Genomic DNA, 20,844 nt, shown 5'->3' with positions numbered 1-20,844 from the left:
TGATGATGGAACAGCGTTACCGCGCAGGTGATGACTCTGGGTCTGACTGACGCCTTGCTGGGTTGTCTTTAACTTGATCTGCCCGGCCTGTGTGGTGCGCGTCTTGAGCACGCCGGGCAGCACGGACATGACCTAATCAGGAGAGGTAACGCAGGCCAAAGCAATGTTGGGGTCGGCCTCAGCAATATTGACTTCCCTGACAACCGGCATTTCTATTCGATGCGTTGCCGCATGACACTTCTCCCTTCTGGTTGATCTCCTGCAAGGTCCTCGCCGTAGCACTGAAGATTCAACGAAGCTTCCCGATACCGGGCCTAACAGTCAATTCGAGTTGACAATGGGAAAGCTACTCGTGATGTCGGCCATCGTTAACCATAGTTGTCAGAATGTGGGCGCCGCGGCATGGCCGCCAGCCGCTTGTACGGCTCGACCGAGCACCCAGCTACGAAGTCAGCCGAATCAGGTTTCAGTGCAACGTATTTCAAGGCGGAGGCGCAGTACGTCGTAGCGGGCACAGTGCGGCAGGCGACCCCTGGCGCCGGTCCTAGCTCCCCGGGAGGGGACGAAACACCGGAAGCACCCGGTACTTGGCGGTCAAAGTAGCGTGCTGGTATTCCTCGCCGATCTCGCCGTCATGGGCGATGACGGTTGGCGCGTCAACGGCGGTGAAGCTGAACTCTGGCACCTGCAGCTCGTGGTACAGCGGGCTGCGTTCCAGCCGGCCCAATGCCAGCGCCGTCAGAATCCGTGCAGTCGCCAGCCGGCGTCCAGTGTCCAGGATCCGCACGTCGATCAGGCCGTCGTCCATGCGAGTACGGCGGGACGGCGCGAATCCGGTCGGCAGGTACACCGAGTTGCCCACGAAGAACAACGAGGTCTGCAGCGTCTTGTTGTCGTAGCGGATGCGGACGGGTTGGTCTTTGCGCAGGGTATGCATCATGGCGTAGACGCTGGCCAGCAGCTTGCCGACGCGGCGCTCCAGCTTTTCGCGGTGCTGCACATAGGTGGGATACGCGCCGATGCTGGCGTTGTTGACGACCATCTGGCTCTCGTTGAGGCAGACCAGGTCCACGCAGGCCACGCTGCCACGCCGGATCGCGTCGACGGTTTTTGACACGCTGTCGCAGCCGATGTCCTTGGCGAAATGATTGAACGTTCCAGCCGGAAACACCGCCAGTGGCAGCCCGGCGTCGAGAGCAACGGCCGCGGCGGTGGACACGGTGCCATCGCCGCCGCCGACCGCGAGCACGTCGGCGCGCTCGGCCGCTTCGCGGAGCACCTGGTCCGGGTCATCGTCGGGATTCAACTCGACAATTTCTGCCCGTGGAAGCTCGGTGCGTACCGCGCCGAGCACACCGATTGCGTTGCCGCCCCCCGATGCCGGGTTGATCACCAGAACGACCCCAGCGCCGTCGGGTCGTGGCGGTGTGTCCACGCGCAGGGGTTCGGTTTTCGGCAACCTAGCCTCGACGATGGGGGGAACCAGTCGGCCGCCCAGCACCGCGATGCCGGCGCCGATTCCGAATCCGGCGAGGACATCACCGGGGTAGTGCGCGCCGGTTACCACCCGCGACAGCCCCACCAGCGCGGCCAGCAGGGATAGGGCGAATCCCAGCGGCGGGTTCTCCAAGCCCACCCCGATGGCGAATGCGGCCGCGCTGGCGGAATGTCCGGACGGTAGCGAGTTGGAGGTCGGACGGCGCCGGACTCGGCGGACCAATGGCACCAAGTCGTACAGCGGACGCGGGCGCTGCCGAATCCGCTTGGCGCCCTGGTTGGTCACCAAACTGGTGACCGCCAGCGTCACGACGCCGCGCACCGCTCCGCGCTGCGCCGCCGGCCGCTTCGTCGCCAGCAGTCCCGCGGCGATGGCGAACCAGAGCTTGGAATGGTCGGCCGTCCGGGTCAGTGGTGGCATCACCGCGTCGAGCAGGGGCGTGGGTGTCTCGGCGATCACCTCGAACAATTCGCGGTCGAGAGTCCCCAGGCCTCGGGTGATCTGTTGGATGCCTCGCGCGCGTGGCCACCGCCGCCGGTTCATTAGATCCACACTAACGCGGTCAGCGTAAGCGGATCGGATCGCTGGGATGCGGGCTCAACGGCGTGGTTTCGATGGTCATCCATCCCGATAGCGGTAGCGATTCGACGATGGCCATCAGCTCACCAGGATCGCGTGCTCTCCATAGGCCCAGGGTGCGCGGGCCGTCCGCGCCGCCGGGCAGGGTCCACAGCCGCACCAGGTGTCCACCCTCGGCCAGGTTCTGGGTGCGGCGGGCTTGGCGCGCAGTGGCGTCCTCCAGCGCCTGGGCGGGTGTGCCCGGCGGCACCATGATGGTCATGGTTATCAGAAACTCCGGCCCCTTCCCGGGCCGGGGCGTTATTGCGGCGTCCAGGGGGTCATTGGGGTGCAAGTCAAGCGGTGTGAGCTCGTCCGTGCGCCAGATCGGCAGCGGCATCGAGGCGAGCAGCTGATCGAGCTGGCCCGCGCCGTCGGCGGCAAAGAGCCCGAGGGTGCGCCATTCGCCCGGTCGCAGCGGTGGGCGCCACAACCGCAGCAAACAGCCCTGAGCCGCGAGTTGGCGCAGGTATGCGGCTTCGCGCGCGCGGGCTTCGTTGACCTCGTCGTTGGATGTGCCAGCGGGAACCTGCGTGGTCGTGGTGACCAAGAATTCGCGGCGCACGGGGAAGCGCTTTAGAAGACGCGCACCCAGTCGATGAGCATGTCCTGCGGGTATGCGCCGGCCGCCGGATCGCCGCCACCCGAACCTCCGACCGCGAGGTTGAGAACCGGGAACACCGTGTAGTCAGGGTCATTGAACGGCCATTCGCGGATGGGCTCGTTCAGATCCTCGATGCCGGTCGCCGGAACTGAGAAGTACGGCTGCGCGCCGTCGGCATAGTCCAGCCAGAAGTACATGCCGCTCGGGTTCCACGTGACTCGCCAGTTGTGCCATCCGCCGTCCACGCCGATCGGATACGTCTCGAACGCCGTGCCGTCCGGGTTCGCGTGCACGGTGGTGCCTGACGGCCAGGTCCCGTTGCCGTACCACTCGATCAGGTCGATTTCGCCACTGCGGCCGGGATCGTCGTTGGACAGCCACCAGGCCGGCCACATTCCGGGCGCCAGGCAGTTGAACTTGATTCGAGCTTCCCAGGTAGTACCGATGCCACCCCGCCACAGCCCATGGACCAGCCCGCCGAAGTAGCTGTTGCCGTCCCTGGTGGCACGCAGTACTAGATTTGAGTTGCCGTCCAGGAACACGTTCTGGCGATTGTCGCGGTACTGCCCCCAAAATTCGGGTCGGTCAAACCCGACCGGATTCCTGATCGGCGTCCGATGACTGGACACTGCCCACCTCGAGGGATCGGGGGCCGAGCCGGCTGGTCCGTCAAACTCGTCATGCCATAGGTATCCACCGGGGGCCCCTGCCGTCGGCGCCAACGGAGCTGGGGCCGGCGCGGCCGGACCGGGCGGGTCGGCCACGGCTCTCGGGGCCGGGATGGCGGCCGCCAGCGCGCCGAATCCGGCCATCAACATCATTCGGCGACGGTCAATCTCGGGCATAAGCAAGGGACAATAGCAGCTTGACACGCACCGGGTTGATTCCGGCGGTCCCCCTCCGCGTCGCGTCCAGGTCAGCGCGGTCGCCAACTTCGTTTCAGAAACACAAGCGACACAAGCTGTCTCGGGTGCTGTCAGGTCATAGCGGCTGCCCCGCTGGTGGGTTCGCTGATCTTGACCAGAGTTTTGCCGATGTTGGCGCCGGTAAACAGCCCGTTCAGCGCGTCGACGCAGGACTCGATGCAGTGGAAGATGGTTTGCCGATGCTTGAGCCGACCCTCGGAATCCCACTGGCGGAGGTGGGCAAACGCCTCGTCGCAGCGACCCCATTGCTCGAGGGTGTTAAACCCCTGCATGAGCGCGCTCTTGGCCAAGAGATTCACGTAATTGGGTGGGCCTGGGTGCTCGCCGGTGAGGTAGCTGGAGATGACCCCGCAGAGTACCACCCGCGCGTGGCGGGCCAACCGGCCCAGCACCGCGTCCAGGATGGGGCCGCCGACGTTGTCGAAGTAGACGTCGATCCCGCGGCGACAGTGCTCTTTGAGCGCCGCGCTAAGGTCCTCGTTCGTGTAGTCGATGCACGCGTCGAATCCGAAGTCCTCGACCACCGCGCGGCCCTTCTTAGGCCCGCCGGCGATACCGACGACCCGAGCGCCGGCGACTTTGGCGATCTGCCCGGCCACCGATCCGGTCGCGCCCGCGGCCGCGGACACCACCACCGTCTCACCGGGCTGGGGCCGGCCGATGTCGGTCATCCCGAAGTAGGCGGTGGCCCCGGTCGGGCCGTACACGGACATGATCGCCAGCTGGTCGCTCTTCCCCGGGATGGGTGTGCTGAACACGTCGTCGCGGATAATCACATACTCCTGGAAGCCCGTCAGCGTCGTGACAATGTCACCGACAGCGTAGGCGTCGCAACGGGATTCGACGACTTCACCGATTCCGGCCGCCCGGATCACCTCCCCCAGCCGCACCGGCGGCAGGTAGCCGGGCTGGTCGTCCAGCCAGGTGCGCGCGGCCGCGTCGATCCCCACATACGTGGTGCGCAGCAGCGCCTCGCCGGCAGCCAGATTCGGCGCTTGGGCGCTAACCAGCTCGGTGTCAGCGGGCTGGACCAGCCCGGTAGGGCGGCGACGCAAGACGATCTGACGATTCGGCAACTCCGGCACACCGCCGAGCTTATTCGGGCCTATTCGGCAGGTTAGCCGTGTGGGAGCATCTCTGCATGAACCCAGAGGACGACCCTGAGGCCCGGATCCGACAGCTAGAGCAACCCCTGGCGGAAGCGGCGCGCGCATCCGAGCTGGGAGCTTCGCAACCGCCCGGTGACGCCGGGTACCAGCCCTACCCGCCGCCACCTGGACCGGTGCCGCCGCCCTATTACGGCTCGACGTACGGCTACCAGTCCCCGTTCCCCGGGGCGACGCCGCGATCGTCGTCGGGTAACCGCGTGTTCTGGATCCTGGCCGCCGTCTTCGTCGTTGGGGTGCTGGCGGTAATCGGAGGGATCGTCGCCTACGCCGGAAGCCACATTTCGCGCACCTTGGCCACCCTGACACCCAGCACCACGGTGATCCAAAGTTCCCCCGCGACCGCGCCGCCGCCTTCGGGTAGCAAGACCCAATCACCGACGGCCAGGCCCTCGTCATCACCTGCCCCACCGCCGGGCAGCAGTCTCACCGTCACAGGCCTCAACGAGAACAAGACGATCGCCTGCAACAACAGTGATGTCACCGTCAGCGGGATGTCGAACACGGTGGTCATCACCGGTCACTGCGCCAGCCTCACCGTCTCGGGAATCGAGAACTCGGTGACCGTCGACACCGTCGACACCATCGCGGCCTCCGGCATCAACAACCAGGTCACATACCATTCAGGAGCGCCGAAAATCAGCAAATCCGGCGCTGGGAACGTCGTTTCGCAGGGCTGATCGTCAGGTTGGCTCGCTCAAGGGATCGTCGAGGACGCTGACCGCAATTCCGTAAGGCAAGAAGCGGACTTTGCGTTTGGGGTCGGTGTTGTCCTTGTTCGCCCGCAGCGCGTCGAGCTCGGTCGCATACACCTGTTCGACGCGGGCGCCCCCGTCGGCGTCCACCGTGTAGATCGCCCAGACCCCGTCGCCGGCTTCGCCGGCAGTTTCCGGTGCCGGGCGAGAGCGCCGGGACAGGTCCTCGAAGATCCCGGACCACCCCGTTCGGGCACCTGGCGCATTGATGAACCGACCGATCCGCTCGAATGCGTCGCGTAGGCCCTCGCTGCCCTCCCTGATCACCCGATCGAACTCGTCGGGGTCAAAACCGAATGGACCGTTGGTACCCACCCAACCTCCTCACAGCTCCTACCTTCACTTTTACAGTGTGCGCTCACCAGGCACGATGCGCCACAATGCGTCCCGCCTAGGGGGCGGGTTCCGCCGGCGGCGGAGGCGGCGGCGCCGGTGGGTAGATCGGAATCGGGATCGTGACGAACGGGACGTGCAGGTAGATCGTCGTAATCGGCTCCGGAGCCTCGACCGGCGGTGGCGGCGGGGCGGGTACCGCAGCCGGCGGTGGCGGCGCAGGCGCTGCCGGTGGCGGGGCTTGCTGCGCGGGCGTCGGCACCGGCGCCTTGCGGGTGGGTGCTCGACGCGGTGCTGGTGCCATGTTCACCGCCGTAGGGGGCGGCTTGGTAACCACTGGCGGCGGCGCCGGCGCGGGCGGCGCAGCCACCGCTTCGGGCGCAGCCGGCGCGGGGCTAGGAGTAGGCAACTGCGCCTGCGGCAGCGCCTCGGGCGGTGTCTGAAGCGCGGGGGTGACGACACTCTCGGGCACGACGGGCTCCGGGGCAGCCATCGGCCGAACATCTGACGACATCACCAGCAACCCGGCCGCGACGGCCACGACTCCGGCCGTCGCACTACCGACCAGTGTCGGCGATCTGCGTCTCGGTACGGACTCGTCTTCTTCCGCGGCGAGGGCGCTATAGGCCAGTGCTTGCTCGCCGAGATCGGCATGAGCGCTGACGTCGAGGTAGGTCGGACTGAGGGCGCGGGGACTTACCTCGCCAGTGCCGGGGTCGAGCGCGTAAGCCAGAGCGGCCGTCGAGGACACGAACAAAGGCGCATTTGCCGACGCCAGCGCTGCCCCCCGGGCCAGCGCCAGGTCCGGCTCCTCGGGAGCGCTCACCACCAGCGACGTCGCCGCCTCCAACGCTGGCTTGATCGAGACGATGTCAACACCACAGCCGATGAGGAAAAGCCCGTCCGCCCGGGAGCCCGGCGAATCCAACAGTGCGACCGTCGATGCCAGCTCGGCGGCACCGGCACTCAGAGCATCGTTCAACGGCTGGCGATGCAGGTCAACGATCGATCCGTCAGCGACATCGACGACGGCCAGCGTCGCGCTGTCCGGCTCCACGAACAACATCGCGATGTGCTGGTAACGCAGGGCATATCCCACTGTCTGGGTCAAGGCCGCGGCCGCCAGCAGCGGCGAGACCAGCATGACGTTGCCGACTTCGTGAGCGGCCAGCTGCTCACGCAGGGCGCCCACCCCGCCGGGGTCGGTCCACGTCACCCCTGTCGATGTCAGGTAGTAGCCGCCCTCGGTCGCGCCCTCGCGGGTGCCGACAATCGCGGCAACTACCTGGGCGGCGGGCCCGGAAGCAACCTCGAAGTTGTCTTCCTCGACGGTGACACCGTCCGCGTTTTCACCCTCGATCAGCACCAAGCGGACCGCCGCGGGCTCCATCGATACCCCAAGCACGATGTCCATCTGGCCCTCCCGGACATTTGCAGGCCATTTGCTAGCTAGCCATGGGGTCAGGGCAGACGAGCGCGCCGCGCGGGCCGCCCTCGACAAGCGTTTCGCCGCACCGCCGGTGCGGCCACTACCACCTGATTAGCTGGAATTTTGTCAAGTTATGCCAGCTCAAAGCCTACTCGCCCAGCACTGGGAGAAGGTCAATTCTGGTCAAGCTCACATGACAGCGGGCGCAGCCGCCTACGGAGTGCCGGGACTCAGAAACGGGTTCGCCGGGTTCGGCGGGTTCTGGGTCTGCGGAGCCTGATTCTGGGGAACCTGAATCGGTATCGGGATAGGTAGCAGCGGCACGTGCAACCACTCTGTCGTCATCTTCACCGTCGACCCGGTGGTTGGCGGCTCCGTCGCGGCATCCTCGGGCTCGGTTGTTGTCGACGGCGTCGGTGGCGGCGTGGTGGACGTGGTTGTGGGTGTGGTGGTCTTCGGCCGCGACGTCGTCGTCGTGGTGCTGACCACGGTGGGCGTTGTCGTTGTCAGCACCGGCGTCGGCGTCGTTGATGGTGGTGGTGGTGATGGTGGTGTCACAACGCTGGTAGGTGCCGCATGCGGGGCCGGCGCCGAGCTGCGGGGCAACGGCGCGGGAGTCGGCGCCACCGAACTGGGCCGCATCGAAACCGACGGCGCCGGCACTGGCGCAACACTGGGGACCACCGGAGCATGGCGCCGTTCGACGCCGGTCAACGTATAGGCCACCCCGCCGATCGCGGTCAGCGCCACCACTGCCGAGAAACCGATGAGCAACTGTGACAGCCGCAGGCGCCGCCACGGCGGTTCTAGGAGTGGCTCAATGACGTTCAGTCGCATCGACCAGCAGGGGCCGTCTTCGTTGTAGGAGTCGCCCTCGAACCGGACCGGTACGTCACCCGGGAAGTCCGTCTGCGACCAGGCCAACTCCCGATCGGTCAACGCATCCTGGTCGATCACCATCACATCGCCGGCCGGTAGCTCGATCACGCTGGTGCCGGCGGTAGCGCAAGTAGAAGTGGACGCGGCTAGTAAGCCGATAGATGTCCGGGTCCGAAAGTCCAGCTCTTTACCGCGGGCAGCCAGCAGCAAGGCTCCGGCCGCCGCCGCGCAGGCGGGCTGTGACGCGGTCAGTACCGGCAGCCGAGTGTGGAAGGCAAGGCGTTGCGTGACCAGCGGAATACTGGCGCCGCCGCCGACGGTGACCACCGCTGCCAGGTCGGTCCAACTCGCGTGGTGGCGGGCCAGCAGGTCGTCGAACGCATAGATGAAACCGGTCAGCCGATCCTGGATGAGGTCTTCCAGTTGTTCACGGGTGAGCACGATAGCGGTGCTGGATCCCGAGAATTCAACGGCCAACTCCGTGACGGCGTCGGTGGAGAGCCGCTCTTTAGCTTCCCGGCACTGCTCCCTGAGTAAGCCGAGTTGACCGACGGTGGTGGTACAGGCCGGGTCGATGTCGACGTGACCCAGTTCTTCGATGACATGCAGTAGTAACGCCTGGTCGATCTGGTTACCCGAAAAATCATCGTAACGCATTGTGGCGCTGGCTGGTTCGAAATCCGACTTGGTCTCCACCAATGTGACGTAGGAGGCGGAGCCGCCGAAATCCAGCAGGCCCACCACGCCGCCTGCCGGCAAGTCCAGCTCGACGTTCGCCGCCGTCATCGCAGCGATGGCATCCGGGACGAGACGCGGCGCCATGCCGCTACGCACAAAACCCACGTGGGTGCGTAAGGCGTTTCGAAGGGCCTGAACCTTTCCCGGCTTCCAGCAGGCCGGAACGGCAATGGCGATCTCCGACGAACTTGCGTCAGCGCCGGCGGCGACCACCATCGCGTCTAGGGCCTCCACCATCAGCAGGTCCGGATCGTGGGCAGATCCGTCAGGGGAAACCAGCGCGACCGAATCACCGATGCGTTCCACAAAACCACTCATCAAGGTTCCGGCCTCGGTGGCAGTCGAATTCTCGTTGCGCACACCAATTTCCGGGGCGCAATGCGGATACAGGATCAGCACGGAGCGCCGCGTAACCGGAGAGCTCCGGTTACGCGCCGCAACCAAGTTCATGGTCCCGATCGACAGCCCCAGCGGGTCGTACATAGAGCGAATGCTTTCCTCGATAGGGTCGATGGCCAGCGTTAACCATAGCTGCGAACGGACCGTATGTGATTCGCCCCCAACCTTATTGGTACACCGTCGACGCCGTGTCGTCACCGAAAAGATATCGTCGCCGCCTTGACAGATTGCCTCAGGTTAGACCGGTTAGGCCAGGGTGAGCGGCAACGAACTTCTGGGCTGGAACTGGAAGGTCGATCCGCGACTTAGCTTGGCCACCAACACCTCCGGCAATTCGGCCGCCAGGCTTTCGGTGTGTGTGAGCTGCGCAGTCCAGTCGGTGGCTGTCCCGCCGGCTCGAACCTGTAGCTGGGGGTCCACAGCGGTGGCGATGGCCTGCAGCGGTTGCACCGATGTGGGTGCGCACAACGAGATCCAGGCGGCGTCGTCGTGGGCCGGGGACCGGTGCACCACCAATCGGCGCCCGACCGTTTCGGCCGTGACATAACCGGTGGGATTGAGTAGCGGATGCAGCTCCAAGACCCGCAATACGCCTTCAATCCCCCTGGGCAATCCCAATGCGCGGTGAATGCGTTCCGCAGCAAGCCCGGCCACGCCGATCAACTGGCGGGTGCCCACCGACACGGCCAATTCGTGGTCGGCACCGGCCCTTTGCCGCACCGCCAGGGCAAACGAAAGGTAGAGCAGGTGCATCTGCAAGCAAACTTCGTCGGCTATGCGCACCAGCGCCGAATGGGAGAACGCGCCGAAGTCCAGATCGGACTGCAGCGGTCCGGAGTAATCGGCGCGCCCCTCATCCGAACCGTCGATAGCCGCCAACCGCCAACTGGCAGCTCGGCTTTGCCGCACCACGTCCAGCGCCGGGATGCCCTGCGCCGCTGGATGGGACTCATCGATGACGACGGTCCACGCGCAGTGTGGGCGCCGATCCGACGGTACTCGCGGCGGCCGGTGGATGGGGCGAACCTGCGCTCGCGGATTGGTCGCTATTGCCGTGGCATCAAAAGTGGGGTCCTCGATGGTGTGGCACATCCCAACGACGTACTCGTCGCCCATCGGCTCAACGTCCAGCAGAGCACCGCAGTGGTCCAATTGGAATTCACCGTGCCAGCGATCGTGGACGGTATACCGAAAGTCCATGAATTGCGGGGGAGCGCCGATGTCGAGTTGCAGGCCCTTGAAGATGGTGGGCACGTCGTTGCCCTCGAAGTTCAGCGCCCTTTGCATGCGCTTGGTGTAGATCGGGCTGGCGCCGGCCCACTCCTCAATGGCGATCTGCAGCATCTGCTCGCGGCCGAATGCCTGAATGCACCAGGCCATGCCGGAACGGTCGATCAGCTGCCCGATGAGCAGCAGTTCGGGCACCAGGATCGCCAGCTCGCGACGGGACAACTCGGTGTATCGCGACCGGCCCATCCCCTGACGATAACGGCGGCAACGAACGTGCTGCAATGACGTGGTGAACCCACCAGACGTGGCAATCCTCATGGCCGATCTCGACGCAATCAAACGGGTCAAGTACCGCTATCTGCGGGCGCTGGATACCAAGCACTGGGACGACTTCGCCGAGACCCTGACCGCGGACGTGCGCGGCGACTACGGCGCGTCATTGGGCAAAGAACTGCACTTCACCAACCGCGGCGACGTGGTGGACTACATGCGCTCGGCGTTGGGGCCCAACGTCATTACCGAACATCGAGTGACCCATCCGGAAATCACGGTGACGGGCGATACCGCAACCGGTACCTGGTATCTACAGGACCGGGTTATCGTCGCCGAAGCAAACTTCATGCTGATCGGCGCAGCCTTCTACCACGACGAGTATCGGCGCACCGCCGCGGGATGGCGAATCAGCGCTACCGGCTACGACCGCACCTACGAGGCGACCATGTCGGTGGCGAACCTCGGGTTCACCGTACGGCCTGGTCGGGCGCTGGGCGCGTAGTCGCGGTTACTTCGCAATCGCGATCACCGCGCCGGGCCGCAGCCAGCGGATGATCTGCACCAGCGTGGCGTCGTCGATCGCGACGCAGCCCGCGGTGGGGCCGCCGTCGGTGGTGTGGAAGAAGAACGCCGCGCCGCCACCGGGCACCTTGTTCTTGTTGACACCCATCACTACCGCGTGCTTGTACTGCGGAATCTGCAGGTTCTCGCTCTCGGCTGTGTCGAACGGGCACTGGGCTTTCTGACACACCTGCATGGTGTTGAAAGTGGTGCTGTGGTCGTCTCCGCTCCACCAATGGTTCGGTCCAACCTGCGTATATGGAAGTCCACCACCGGGATTCGGCGCGGTGCCGAAGGCGGAGTCGAGGCTGTAGATCCCCATCGGAGTAGCCGGGTAGCCGCTTTTGGCCTGCGGCGCCATACCAGCCGAACCGACATGGGTGGCAATGCCGGTCTTGACCGGCTGCCAGCCGGCGGCGGTGCGCTGGTAAACGTCCATCTTGGCGTTAGAGCCGCCGCTGGAAACGACCGAAACCACCTGCGTAGCATTTCCGACCGAGTTCGCGAACCAGGGGTTACCGGCCGCAACAGTCACCGGCGCCAGCCCCACGGCTGCTCCGGCGACACACACCGCAGCAAACAGTACAGCTTCCAGTCGGCGCATCGCATTATCGTGCGGGCAGCCAAACCTCAGGGTCAAGTAAAGGTTCCGTCCCGGTTAGGTCACTCCGCCGAGACACAACACGACAAACACCGCACCAGTTGGACTTCAGCCAGCCTCGGCAAGCTCGGCCGGTTCATCATCCGTTGCCGTTACCGGCCGAAAAACCCACAGACACAACAGGAAATACGCGCATCCCAACGACCAGCCCGCAGCCACATCGGTGGGGTGGTGCACATTCAACGCGACTCGCGCGGCGCCGACCGTAAGGACGCTCACCACGGCCGCGCCGACCAGTAACACACGCGTCCACGGGATGGTGAGGATCGGCAGCAGGAAGGTCAGCAACGCAAGCACAGCCGCCATCAGCTCGAGGGCATGCCCGGATGGGAACGAACTGGAGGGTGCGGTGACGAATTCGGTCAGCGGTCGCGGCCGGCCGGCCAAACCTTTGGCCACCATCGTCACCAAACCGTTAAGGGGCAGACAGGCGAACAGCAGCAAAGCCATCCGCACCTTGCGCTGCACCAAGGCGATCACCACGACCACCATCCCCAGCAACCGGGTGGGAATCGGGCCCAGCACAAACGACACGACGACCCAGAACCGCACCCAGGCCGGGTGCTTGACCCCGATGTCGTGCGCCGTGTTCAGCAAGCACCAATCCGTGGCGTGCAACCACGCCCAATCCTGTCGGTGCCCCACCCACAGCAGGGCATAGATGACGGTGGCGGCCGCCGCCAGCAGAACAGCCGAGGTGGTCGGTCGCCGGATCATGCTCCACGGATACCACTATCGGTGCGGCCCGGCCGAAACGGCCCCATACTGGCCTCATGGCGGTGATTATTCGGAGGCTGTTTGGTATCGGCAAACTACCGGCGGAGCTGCGGGCTGAGCTCGAAGCCGAAGGACTCATTTACCTCGAAGAATATGTCCCGGTCACCAGGCGGTTCACCGGCGCCATCCCGGGTGTGCGGGCGTCGCACAGCCTTGCCAGCTATCCGGGTGCGCTGGTGTTTACCGAACAGCGGGTCCTGGGGACGCTGTCCTCGCTACCCAAGCTTGCCGGCCGTGCCATCGACGTGCGCTGGGACGCACCGCAAACGGGCGCCGCAATAGCGCAGATCTCCTCGACAGGCTTACAACTGGATCTCGATGTCGCCAAGGTCGACCCCAGGTTCCACGGCCAACTTTCGCTGCACTTCAAGGCCGACATCAGCGACGACGTGCTGGCCCGCCTGCCGCTGCGCTCACTTGCTTTCAACGTGCCGCCCGAGTACGTCTTCCGCGCGGTCGGCGTTACCTATAGTCCGTGATAGCGATGTCGGGCCAGGTCGGACGGCTAGTCCACGCTAAGTCCATTCCTAGGATGGCCGAATGACCGATTATGCGTTCACCGCATCAGAGCGGCGGGCGGTGTATCGGGTGATTTCCGAACGGCGGGACATGCGCCGCTTCCTACCCGGCGCCGTGGTGCCGGAAGATGTGCTGGCACGGTTGTTGCACGCCGCGCATGCCGCGCCCAGCGTCGGCCTGATGCAGCCGTGGCGGTTCATCCGGATCACCGACGAGGCGCTGCGCACGAGCATCCACTCCCTAGTCGACGAAGAACGCGCCTTGACCGCCCAAGCTCTCGGTGAACGGGCCGAGGAGTTTCTCGCGCTCAAGGTCGAGGGCATTCTCGAGTGCGCCGAGCTCATGGTGGTGGCGTTGTGCGACAACCGCGATGTCCACGTCTTCGGTCGGCGCACGCTACCCCAGATGGACCTGGCGTCGGTATCGTGCGCGATCCAGAATCTGTGGCTGGCGGCCCGGTCGGAAGGCCTGGGCATGGGCTGGGTATCGCTGTTCGACCCGCGACGGTTGGCGGCTCTCCTGCAGATGCCCGATGACGCCGAACCGGTGGCCGTCCTGTGTCTGGGCCCGGTGCCCGAGTTTCCGGACCGGCCGGCACTGGAGATGGACGGTTGGGCTGTGCCCCGACCGCTACCGGAGTTCGTCTGGGACAACCGATGGGCAAACCGGGCGTGAACATCGCCACCGTGCCACACCGGGTATCGTCGCCGCCGCGACCATGGAGAGGTGACAGACGATGACGGGGCCCGGCAGCGACCGCAAAGACAATGTGCTGATTGTGCATTGGCACGACCTGGGGCGCTACCTCGGCGCTTACGGACATTCGGATGTCACCAGCCCGCGACTGGACCGGCTTGCCGCCGAAGGCATGCTGTTCACCAGAGCCCACGCCACCGCCCCGCTGTGTTCGCCGTCGCGTGGGTCCCTGTTCACCGGCCGCTACCCGCACACCAATGGCTTGGTGGGGCTGGCCCATCACGGCTGGGAGTACCGCACCGGAGTTCGCACGCTGCCCCAGCTGCTCGGTGAAAAGGATTGGTATTCAGCTCTTTTCGGAATGCAACACGAGACGTCCTACCCGGCCCGGCTGGGCTTCGACGAGTTCGACGTGTCGAATTCTTACTGCGGGTACGTGGTGGAGAAGGTGCGGCAGTGGCTACAAGACAGCGTCCCAGCCCGGTCCGGACGGCCGTTCTTGCTGACGGCCGGCTTTTTCGAAACCCATCGGCCCTACCCATACGAACGCTACGCACCGGCGGACAGCGCCGGTGTCGAGGTGCCTGACTATCTGCCCGACGCCCCCGAGGTGCGCCAGGACCTTGCCGATTTCTACGGGGCCATCACCACGGCAGACGCCGCCGTGGGGCAGATCCTGGACGCGCTGGCCGCGACGGGCCTAGACGCCAGCACCTGGGTGGTGTTTTGGACCGATCACGGTCCGGCCTTCCCACGCGCCAAATCCACGCTGTACGACGCCGGAACCGGCATTGCGATGATCATCCGTCCGCCTACCCGTCATGCGGTGGCACCTCGGGTCTACGACGAATTGTTCAGCGGTGTCGACCTGTTACCGACTCTGCTGGACCTGCTGGGTGTCGACATCCCGGCCGAGGTCGACGGCCTGTCGCACGCGGAAGCCCTGATGGCGCCGGTTGCCGACGCCGAACCGGTCCGCGACCATGTGTTCACTACGAAGACCTATCATGACTCGTTCGACCCGATTAGGGCGATCCGCACCAAGGACTATAGCTACATCGAGAACTATGTGCCCCGTCCCTTGCTGGACCTGCCGTGGGATATCGAGGAAAGCCCGTCCGGGATTGCCGTTGCACCATTCGTGCACGCGCCACGTCCGGCACGAGAACTTTACGATCTGCGGGTTGACCCCACCGAGACGACGAACTTGCTGGCCGGTGACACCACCAGGAACACGGGTGCGATCGCAGCTGATTTCGCTGTTCGGCTTCACGATTGGCGTCAGCGCACCGGCGACGTAATACCCTCGGAATTCGCCGGCACTCGCATCGCGGAGCGCTACACCGAAACGTATCGGCAAATCCACGCAACGACCCCTAGTTGCAGATCTGCAATCGCCCTCGACCGCGGTATCGAGGAAGAAGCCGCGCCCCCGGCTGGCAACTAGGAAGCGCGGGTCAGCTACACGCTGGGCTGTAAGGCGTTGCGGCGATCACTTGAGGCTAAGCCCCCCGCGTAGCCTCAACCTGAGCGCACACTCGACGCCGAAGGCTTACGAGCCGCGACGGGCGCCGCCGACCTCGGCAACGACGAACAGCCGGCGAAACGGGAAGATGGTCGTTCCGTCCGCTCGCGGCGGGTAAGCATCGTCTAGCAGCGGAATGAGTTCGTGGCGGAACTGTTCCCAATTCGCGTCGTCGAGCCGCTCCCGAACCGGGACCAGCGCGGTGCCGGTGATCCAGTCCAGCACCGGATGTTCGCCGGTGAGCTGATGCAGATAAGTGGTCTCCCACGCGTCGACCTTACATCCGGCGTCCATCAACAGATTGGCGTAGTACGTCGGGGAGCGGACTACTGCCCCTACCCGAAACGGTATATCGCGCAACGCCGTTGCGTACGGTTCCCGCCGGGCTAGCGTCCGCACCACGGCATGCGACGGGGTTTCGAAGTTTCCCGGTACCTGCACTCCGATCCACGACCCGGCAGGCAGCTCGCCGGCCCACCGGACCAGCAGGTCGGAGTGTTCGGGCACCCAATGCAACGCGGCGTTGCTAATCACCACGTCGGTGTCGGGCTTGGGCTTCCAGCTCCGCAAGTCAGCTGTGGTGGCGTCGATCCCGCGCTCCCGGGCCGCGGCGACCATCTCCGGTGAGCTATCCAATGCTTCAATCGTGGCAGCGGGCCAGCGTCGCGCCAGGTACCGGGTCAGGTGGCCTGGTCCACAACCCAGATCGACCACCCGGCGGGCCCGCTCGGCACCCACCCGGGACAGCAAGTCGTAGAACGGGCGGCTGCGCTGATCAGCAAAGGCCAGATAGACGTTGGGATCCCACATTTTGGTCCTCCTGATCAACACCGCTGCCGTCGGGTGTCGTGGGACAAACCTAGTACTAATGACGTCCCCAAGGCGCCCCGCCCACGACGAATTGACGTTACAGTTGAAACCGCCAGCGCTCGGCAACTTTGGCGGGATACCATCGGCGGGATGTCTGAGATTTCGGGGATGTCAGAGACTCCTGAGGCAGATCCCGTCGATCCGCCGGTCCCGATTCCCGATGTGCCCGGCGCGGACGTCGGCGCCGAAGGGTTACCGCCACGCTCGGCGCTGTCGCCGCGGCAACGCCTCGTCGTCGAGTCATCCGCGATCGGCGACGTCGCGCTGCGGACCGCGGCGTCTTCAGTACTCGCCACGACGGTGGCACCGGCCGTTATCGCAACCGCTTTGCGCCGCGTTAATTCCGGCAGCGAGCGCAGCAACCTGAAATTCTATGCCGAACTGGGAGCCGAACATGATCCGGCTCAGTCGTTCCCGGGGCCGAATGAAGTGCCCACAGTGTCGTCCCGGCCGGCCAGCCCGCTCGCTAAGTGGGTCGCGCGCGGCACGGTCGACAACATCTCGTTCGCCAGCGGCTTCCGGGCCGTCAACCCGACCATGCGCAAGCCATGGAGCATGCTGAAGGCCAACAATATCGTGCATGCCCAGCACTGGCGACATGACGACGGACCCCGCCCCACGCTGTGCGTCATCCACGGATTCATGGGCTCCTCGTACCTGCTCAATGGGCTGTTCTTCACGCTGCCGTGGTATTACCGGTCTGGCTACGATGTTATGTTGTACACCTTGCCTTTTCACGGCAAGCGGGCCGAAAAGCTTTCGCCATTCAGCGGTTTCGGTTTCTTTGCCGGCGGGCTGAGTGGGTTTGCCGAGGCGATGGCCCAGGCGGTGTTCGACTTTCGCTCAATCGTCGATTACCTGAGCCAGACCGGAGTCGAGCGCATCGCACTAACCGGCATATCGCTGGGTGGGTACACCTCGGCCCTGGTGGCTTCGGTCGAAAATCGGCTCGAGGCAGTAATCCCCAACTGCCCCGTCGTGACCCCCGGGAAGTTGTTCGACGAATGGTTCCCGGCCAGCGCACTCGTCCGGCTGGGTCTGTGCCTGACCAACATCAGTAACAGCGAATTGAGCGCCGGGCTGGCCTACCACAGTCCGCTGAACTATCGCCCGCTGCTACCCAAGCACCGCCGGATGATCATTACCGGCCTCGGCGATCGAATGGCGCCACCCGAGCATGCGGTCGCGCTGTGGCAGCATTGGGATCACTGCGCGCTGCACTGGTTCCCGGGCAGCCACGTCATGCATGTGAGCCAGCTGGATTATCTGCGGCGCATGACATTGTTTCTGCGCGACTTCATGCTCGATTAGCGGCTTCGAGGAGCGCGGTGGGCCACACCACCCGCTCCAGCAGATCGTCGGGGGCAACGGTGTGTCCGTCGAGTCGCTGTGTGGACGACAGCTCCAATGCGCTGAGCACCCGCCGCTGGCTGCCTCGCTGCAGGGTCAACCCGGGCAGCGGTGGTGCGCTGTCCGGCTGCGTGTCCGTCCGGAAGGCACACGCGGCAGCAACCGTGTAAGCGCCTAGGGAGCGGCCAGTTTCGGCGATCTCGAGCGCGGTCCAGGTTTCGCCCGCCGGATGTGAGCGGATGGCATCCAACGTTTCGGCTAGCTTAGCGTCCACGCTGACCTGGTATGCCGCAAGGTAATCGGAGTCGCTGCGCCGCATCCCCCGCCACACTTCGCGGGAGTCGGTGGCGAGCAACTGCGGGATGTCGTCGGGGGCGACGAAGCTAACGTCCCATCCGATTTCACGCAGGTGGTCGGCAAGCCGACGGGCAGCCACCTCGGCGGTGTCATGCAACGGGATGCGCGGTGAACGGGCTTGCAGCGCTACCAGATTTGCTGCGGCCGACATCGTCAGCCCGATCCAAGTCTGCTGGTCACCCGACGCGGTGGCGCGGCCGGTGATGCGCATTGCGTCGGTGCGGATGCCGTACCGGTTGAGGTAGCGGGCTAGCAACGGCAGTGGGAACACGTCGAGGTCGGAGGCCCCCGGCCCAACGCGCAGCAGCGCCGTCGTCCGCATGTCGGTTCTGGGCTCGGGAACGGAGCGCCGGCGGCGCATCATCGCCAGCCGGCGGCGCACTATTGTCGTGAAATAGAGTCCGCGCCACCAGCCGAACAGCACGAACACCACACCAGCGGCAATGCCGATCAGCCAGTAGTCCCGGGCGGACTGCCAGGGATAGGCCAGCACCGCCGGCACCGCCGCCAGCAGCACCACCGTGATCCGCCAGCGTCCAGGGCGCGGGATCGAGTTCAGGGTCACGAGTTCGGCTCCTTTCGTCGGCGCACTGTTGCCACCGTGGCCGCGGTGACGACGACCAGCAACAGCAGCGCACCGGCTCCGGCGAATGCGATGGTTCGAGGGGTGGTATCTTTCGGCGCCGGCGGCGGCGGAACCGCGACCGGCCTTGCCGGCGCCCTCGGCGTTCCGGACGAAGCGAGCTGCCAGGTGAGCGCCGCCACCGGATCCAGGTGGCCGGCACCCACGAGGTTGGACGGGTCGCGGGCTCCGTTGTGCGCGGTGGCGGTGATGCGCCCCACCACCTCGGCGGCGGTCAACCCAGGATATCTACTGCGGATCAGCGCGGCGACGCCGGAGACGTAGCCAGCCGCATAGCTGGTGCCGCTGAGGGCCACCAAATGCTGATGGTCGTCGGGGAGACCGTTGGCCAGGCCACCGCCGTCGCCGTTGCTGACCGACAGAATGTTTTCCCCGGCTGCGGCGATGCCGACCCACGGCCCGGCCATGGTGAACTTCGACGGCTGCCCGTCGGGCGCCAATGACGCCACCGACAACACGTAGGGCTGCCACCACGACGGAATGGAAACCGACGTGACGCCCGCCCAGTTGCGTGGATCGGCGGGCCGGCTCAGGTCGGTCAGCGGATTAGATTCGCAGGCATTGCCGCCGACGACCGAGCCGTTCGCTCCGCTGTTACCAGCGGCCGCCACGATCACCGCGTCCTTGTCCACCGCCGCGTACCGGATCGCCGCGCCCAGGGCAGCCTGGTCCACCGTTCGGTCAGCGGGAAGACAGGTGATCGCGGAGATGTTGATCACTCGGGCGCCGAGATCAGCCGCGTGCACGATTGCGCCACCCAGCGCCGCGACGTCGATAGCTACCCGCGCCAGCGTGGGGTCGCCGCCCGGCGCCTGCGGCGAGAACTTCGCTGAGGTCACCCTGATCGACAGCAACCGGGCCGCGGGTGCGACGCCCGCGAAACCGTCGTCTCCGGGCTGGCCGGCGATGATCCCGGCGACTAGCGTGCCGTGCCCGTCGCAGTCCGTCAGGCCGTCAGTCGATCCCACGAAGTCGCCACCCGGATCAACGTTCGGCAGGCGCGGCCCGGGCCGCACTCCGGTGTCGATGATCGCCACCAATTGACCTTCGCCGCGGGAAAACTGCCATGCCGCCGGCAGATTCAGCGTCGCTTGGCTGGCTGTCGGGACGCTCGTGTCGGTGCCCGCAATGAGATCCGAAATGCTGCATGCCCCGCGCTGCTCCATCGGTTGGACGGGTCCCGGGGATCCGCTGGGCGGCGAGACGCCCGGGTCCACTTCCGGTTTGTTGATCGCCAGCGCCGGCGGACAGGTCCACGTCACAGCCGCGACAGTTGCTGCGAGGCAGGCTAATCCGCGGCGCATCATCGATTGAGGATCCAGCCGAACAGACCGACCAGGTAGGCCATGACGGGGATCAGCGAAGCATCCAGGCCGGCAGCAAAAAAGCCCAGCAGCCGTCGCAGCGGCAGCGAATAGCTTTCCGGCGCAGCGATTTGCGGGTTCAACGCCACCACCAACCAGGCCAGCACCAACACGGCCAGCACCAGCACCGCGCCGAAGGCGGCAACATAGCGCCCGGTCGCGGTGTAGAGCACCAACAGGACTCCGGCCACCAGATATGGCTGGGCAAGCAGCCAGGCCTTGCACGCGGCCGAATCCCACACCCGAGCGCGCAAGGTGGTCGCGGCCGCCGTTGCCGCCACCACGTACCAGCCCAGAGCGCTTAGCGTCTCCGGGCGCGCCGCGATAGCCACCGAGCCCAGGACGCTGAGTAACACGGCCCCGGCAATGAAGCCGCTTTGGTGGGCGTCGCTGACCCGCACCCGCCGCGGCAGGTCCTCAAGTACCCGCAGCGACGGAGCCGCCGGGCTCGGGTCACCCGGTGCCGGGATGACCGGTAACGGAAAGCGCGCCCACAAAGCCGACAGCTGAGCTGCCTGGATGGTGACGAACAGCGCGGCCACAATCAGCCCGCTGCCGATGCGGAGCATCGATAGTTGCCACAGCAATTCGGCACCGGCCGCCAGCATCACCCCGCTCGCGGCCACCGCCACCGCGGTGAAGACGGCGACCACGCGCTCGCGTTCGGCGCTGG

Annotated in this window: 20 protein-coding genes; 6 read left to right on the top strand and 14 right to left on the bottom strand. The window is 65.6% G+C overall.

Annotated features, from left to right (window positions below):
- Positions 1-544: 544 nt before the first annotated feature.
- The 4 genes from F0Q45_RS15410 to F0Q45_RS15395 all read right to left on the bottom strand — a co-directional run bounded on the left by F0Q45_RS15410 (position 545) and on the right by F0Q45_RS15395 (position 4,731).
- Positions 545-2,041: a bifunctional phosphatase PAP2/diacylglycerol kinase family protein gene (locus F0Q45_RS15410; protein WP_149654765.1), complete on the bottom strand. Its 1,497-nt coding sequence runs from the start codon at positions 2,039-2,041 to the stop codon at positions 545-547.
- Between the two features lie 19 nt (positions 2,042-2,060).
- Positions 2,061-2,681 (bottom strand): muconolactone Delta-isomerase family protein, encoded by a 621-nt coding sequence (locus tag F0Q45_RS15405; RefSeq protein WP_149654764.1) that lies wholly within the window; start codon positions 2,679-2,681, stop codon positions 2,061-2,063.
- Between the two features lie 11 nt (positions 2,682-2,692).
- A complete protein-coding gene (locus tag F0Q45_RS15400) occupies positions 2,693-3,571 on the bottom strand; it encodes a glycoside hydrolase family 16 protein (RefSeq protein WP_149654763.1) in 879 nt (292 codons plus the stop codon).
- A gap of 125 nt (positions 3,572-3,696) precedes the next feature.
- Positions 3,697-4,731, bottom strand: a complete 1,035-nt coding sequence (locus F0Q45_RS15395) for an NADP-dependent oxidoreductase (protein ID WP_149654762.1) — start codon at positions 4,729-4,731, stop codon at positions 3,697-3,699.
- A gap of 56 nt (positions 4,732-4,787) precedes the next feature.
- Here F0Q45_RS15395 and F0Q45_RS15390 point away from each other — a divergent pair, with 56 nt between their 5' ends.
- Positions 4,788-5,492 carry a DUF3060 domain-containing protein gene (locus F0Q45_RS15390; protein WP_149654761.1) on the top strand — a complete coding sequence of 235 codons (705 nt, stop codon included), beginning with the start codon at positions 4,788-4,790 and terminating at the stop codon, positions 5,490-5,492.
- Positions 5,493-5,495: 3 nt separating this feature from the next.
- Here F0Q45_RS15390 and F0Q45_RS15385 read toward each other — a convergent pair whose 3' ends face one another.
- The 4 genes from F0Q45_RS15385 to F0Q45_RS15370 all read right to left on the bottom strand — a co-directional run bounded on the left by F0Q45_RS15385 (position 5,496) and on the right by F0Q45_RS15370 (position 10,821).
- A complete protein-coding gene (locus F0Q45_RS15385; protein WP_149654760.1) occupies positions 5,496-5,882 on the bottom strand; it encodes a hypothetical protein in 387 nt (128 codons plus the stop codon).
- Positions 5,883-5,958: 76 nt separating this feature from the next.
- Positions 5,959-7,314 (bottom strand): DUF7159 family protein, encoded by a 1,356-nt coding sequence (locus F0Q45_RS15380; protein ID WP_149654759.1) that lies wholly within the window; start codon positions 7,312-7,314, stop codon positions 5,959-5,961.
- A gap of 228 nt (positions 7,315-7,542) precedes the next feature.
- Entirely contained in the window at positions 7,543-9,429 is a 1,887-nt protein-coding gene (locus F0Q45_RS15375) for an Hsp70 family protein (RefSeq protein ID WP_149654758.1), read from the bottom strand.
- A 162-nt stretch (positions 9,430-9,591) separates the two neighbouring features.
- Complete coding sequence (locus F0Q45_RS15370; protein WP_149654757.1) at positions 9,592-10,821, bottom strand: hypothetical protein; 1,230 nt, start codon at positions 10,819-10,821, stop codon at positions 9,592-9,594.
- A 70-nt stretch (positions 10,822-10,891) separates the two neighbouring features.
- Between F0Q45_RS15370 and F0Q45_RS15365 the strand changes: the two genes are divergently transcribed.
- Entirely contained in the window at positions 10,892-11,350 is a 459-nt protein-coding gene (locus tag F0Q45_RS15365; RefSeq protein WP_149654768.1) for a nuclear transport factor 2 family protein, read from the top strand.
- Between the two features lie 6 nt (positions 11,351-11,356).
- On the opposite strand, the gene F0Q45_RS15360 is transcribed toward F0Q45_RS15365, so the two are convergent.
- Positions 11,357-12,013, bottom strand: a complete 657-nt coding sequence (locus F0Q45_RS15360; RefSeq protein ID WP_149654756.1) for a L,D-transpeptidase family protein — start codon at positions 12,011-12,013, stop codon at positions 11,357-11,359.
- Between the two features lie 105 nt (positions 12,014-12,118).
- Positions 12,119-12,787 (bottom strand): phosphatase PAP2 family protein, encoded by a 669-nt coding sequence (locus tag F0Q45_RS15355; RefSeq protein ID WP_149654755.1) that lies wholly within the window; start codon positions 12,785-12,787, stop codon positions 12,119-12,121.
- Positions 12,788-12,843: 56 nt separating this feature from the next.
- Here F0Q45_RS15355 and F0Q45_RS15350 point away from each other — a divergent pair, with 56 nt between their 5' ends.
- The 3 genes from F0Q45_RS15350 to F0Q45_RS15340 all read left to right on the top strand — a co-directional run bounded on the left by F0Q45_RS15350 (position 12,844) and on the right by F0Q45_RS15340 (position 15,509).
- Positions 12,844-13,326 carry a hypothetical protein gene (locus F0Q45_RS15350; RefSeq protein ID WP_149654754.1) on the top strand — a complete coding sequence of 161 codons (483 nt, stop codon included), beginning with the start codon at positions 12,844-12,846 and terminating at the stop codon, positions 13,324-13,326.
- 61 nt (positions 13,327-13,387) lie between these two features.
- Positions 13,388-14,041, top strand: a complete 654-nt coding sequence (bluB, locus tag F0Q45_RS15345; protein WP_149654753.1) for a 5,6-dimethylbenzimidazole synthase — start codon at positions 13,388-13,390, stop codon at positions 14,039-14,041.
- A gap of 61 nt (positions 14,042-14,102) precedes the next feature.
- Positions 14,103-15,509, top strand: a complete 1,407-nt coding sequence (locus F0Q45_RS15340) for a sulfatase family protein (protein WP_149654752.1) — start codon at positions 14,103-14,105, stop codon at positions 15,507-15,509.
- 105 nt (positions 15,510-15,614) lie between these two features.
- On the opposite strand, the gene F0Q45_RS15335 is transcribed toward F0Q45_RS15340, so the two are convergent.
- Positions 15,615-16,397, bottom strand: a complete 783-nt coding sequence (locus F0Q45_RS15335) for a trans-aconitate 2-methyltransferase (RefSeq protein WP_149654751.1) — start codon at positions 16,395-16,397, stop codon at positions 15,615-15,617.
- 168 nt (positions 16,398-16,565) lie between these two features.
- Between F0Q45_RS15335 and F0Q45_RS15330 the strand changes: the two genes are divergently transcribed.
- On the top strand, positions 16,566-17,768 hold the full coding sequence (locus tag F0Q45_RS15330; protein ID WP_149654767.1) for an alpha/beta hydrolase family protein: 1,203 nt from the start codon (positions 16,566-16,568) through the stop codon (positions 17,766-17,768).
- On the opposite strand, the gene eccE is transcribed toward F0Q45_RS15330, so the two are convergent.
- The 3 genes from eccE to eccD form a co-directional block, all read right to left on the bottom strand.
- The gene (gene eccE, locus F0Q45_RS15325) at positions 17,755-18,729 is read right to left on the bottom strand and encodes a type VII secretion protein EccE (protein ID WP_306439444.1); all 975 of its coding nucleotides are present in this window, start codon (positions 18,727-18,729) and stop codon (positions 17,755-17,757) included. The genes F0Q45_RS15330 and eccE overlap by 14 nt on opposite strands.
- Positions 18,726-20,114 carry a type VII secretion-associated serine protease mycosin gene (gene mycP / locus F0Q45_RS15320; protein ID WP_149654750.1) on the bottom strand — a complete coding sequence of 463 codons (1,389 nt, stop codon included), beginning with the start codon at positions 20,112-20,114 and terminating at the stop codon, positions 18,726-18,728. The genes eccE and mycP overlap by 4 nt, the downstream gene beginning before the upstream one ends.
- Positions 20,111-20,844 (bottom strand): type VII secretion integral membrane protein EccD (gene eccD / locus F0Q45_RS15315; RefSeq protein WP_149654749.1); only part of this gene is annotated, 734 nt, incomplete at its 5' end. The genes eccD and mycP, both read right to left, overlap by 4 nt.

The sequence above is a fragment of the Mycobacterium simiae genome, assembly GCF_008370645.1.
Classification (GTDB): Bacteria; Actinomycetota; Actinomycetes; order Mycobacteriales; family Mycobacteriaceae; genus Mycobacterium; species Mycobacterium simiae_A.
This window is presented reverse-complemented; position numbering and strand designations above follow the sequence as displayed.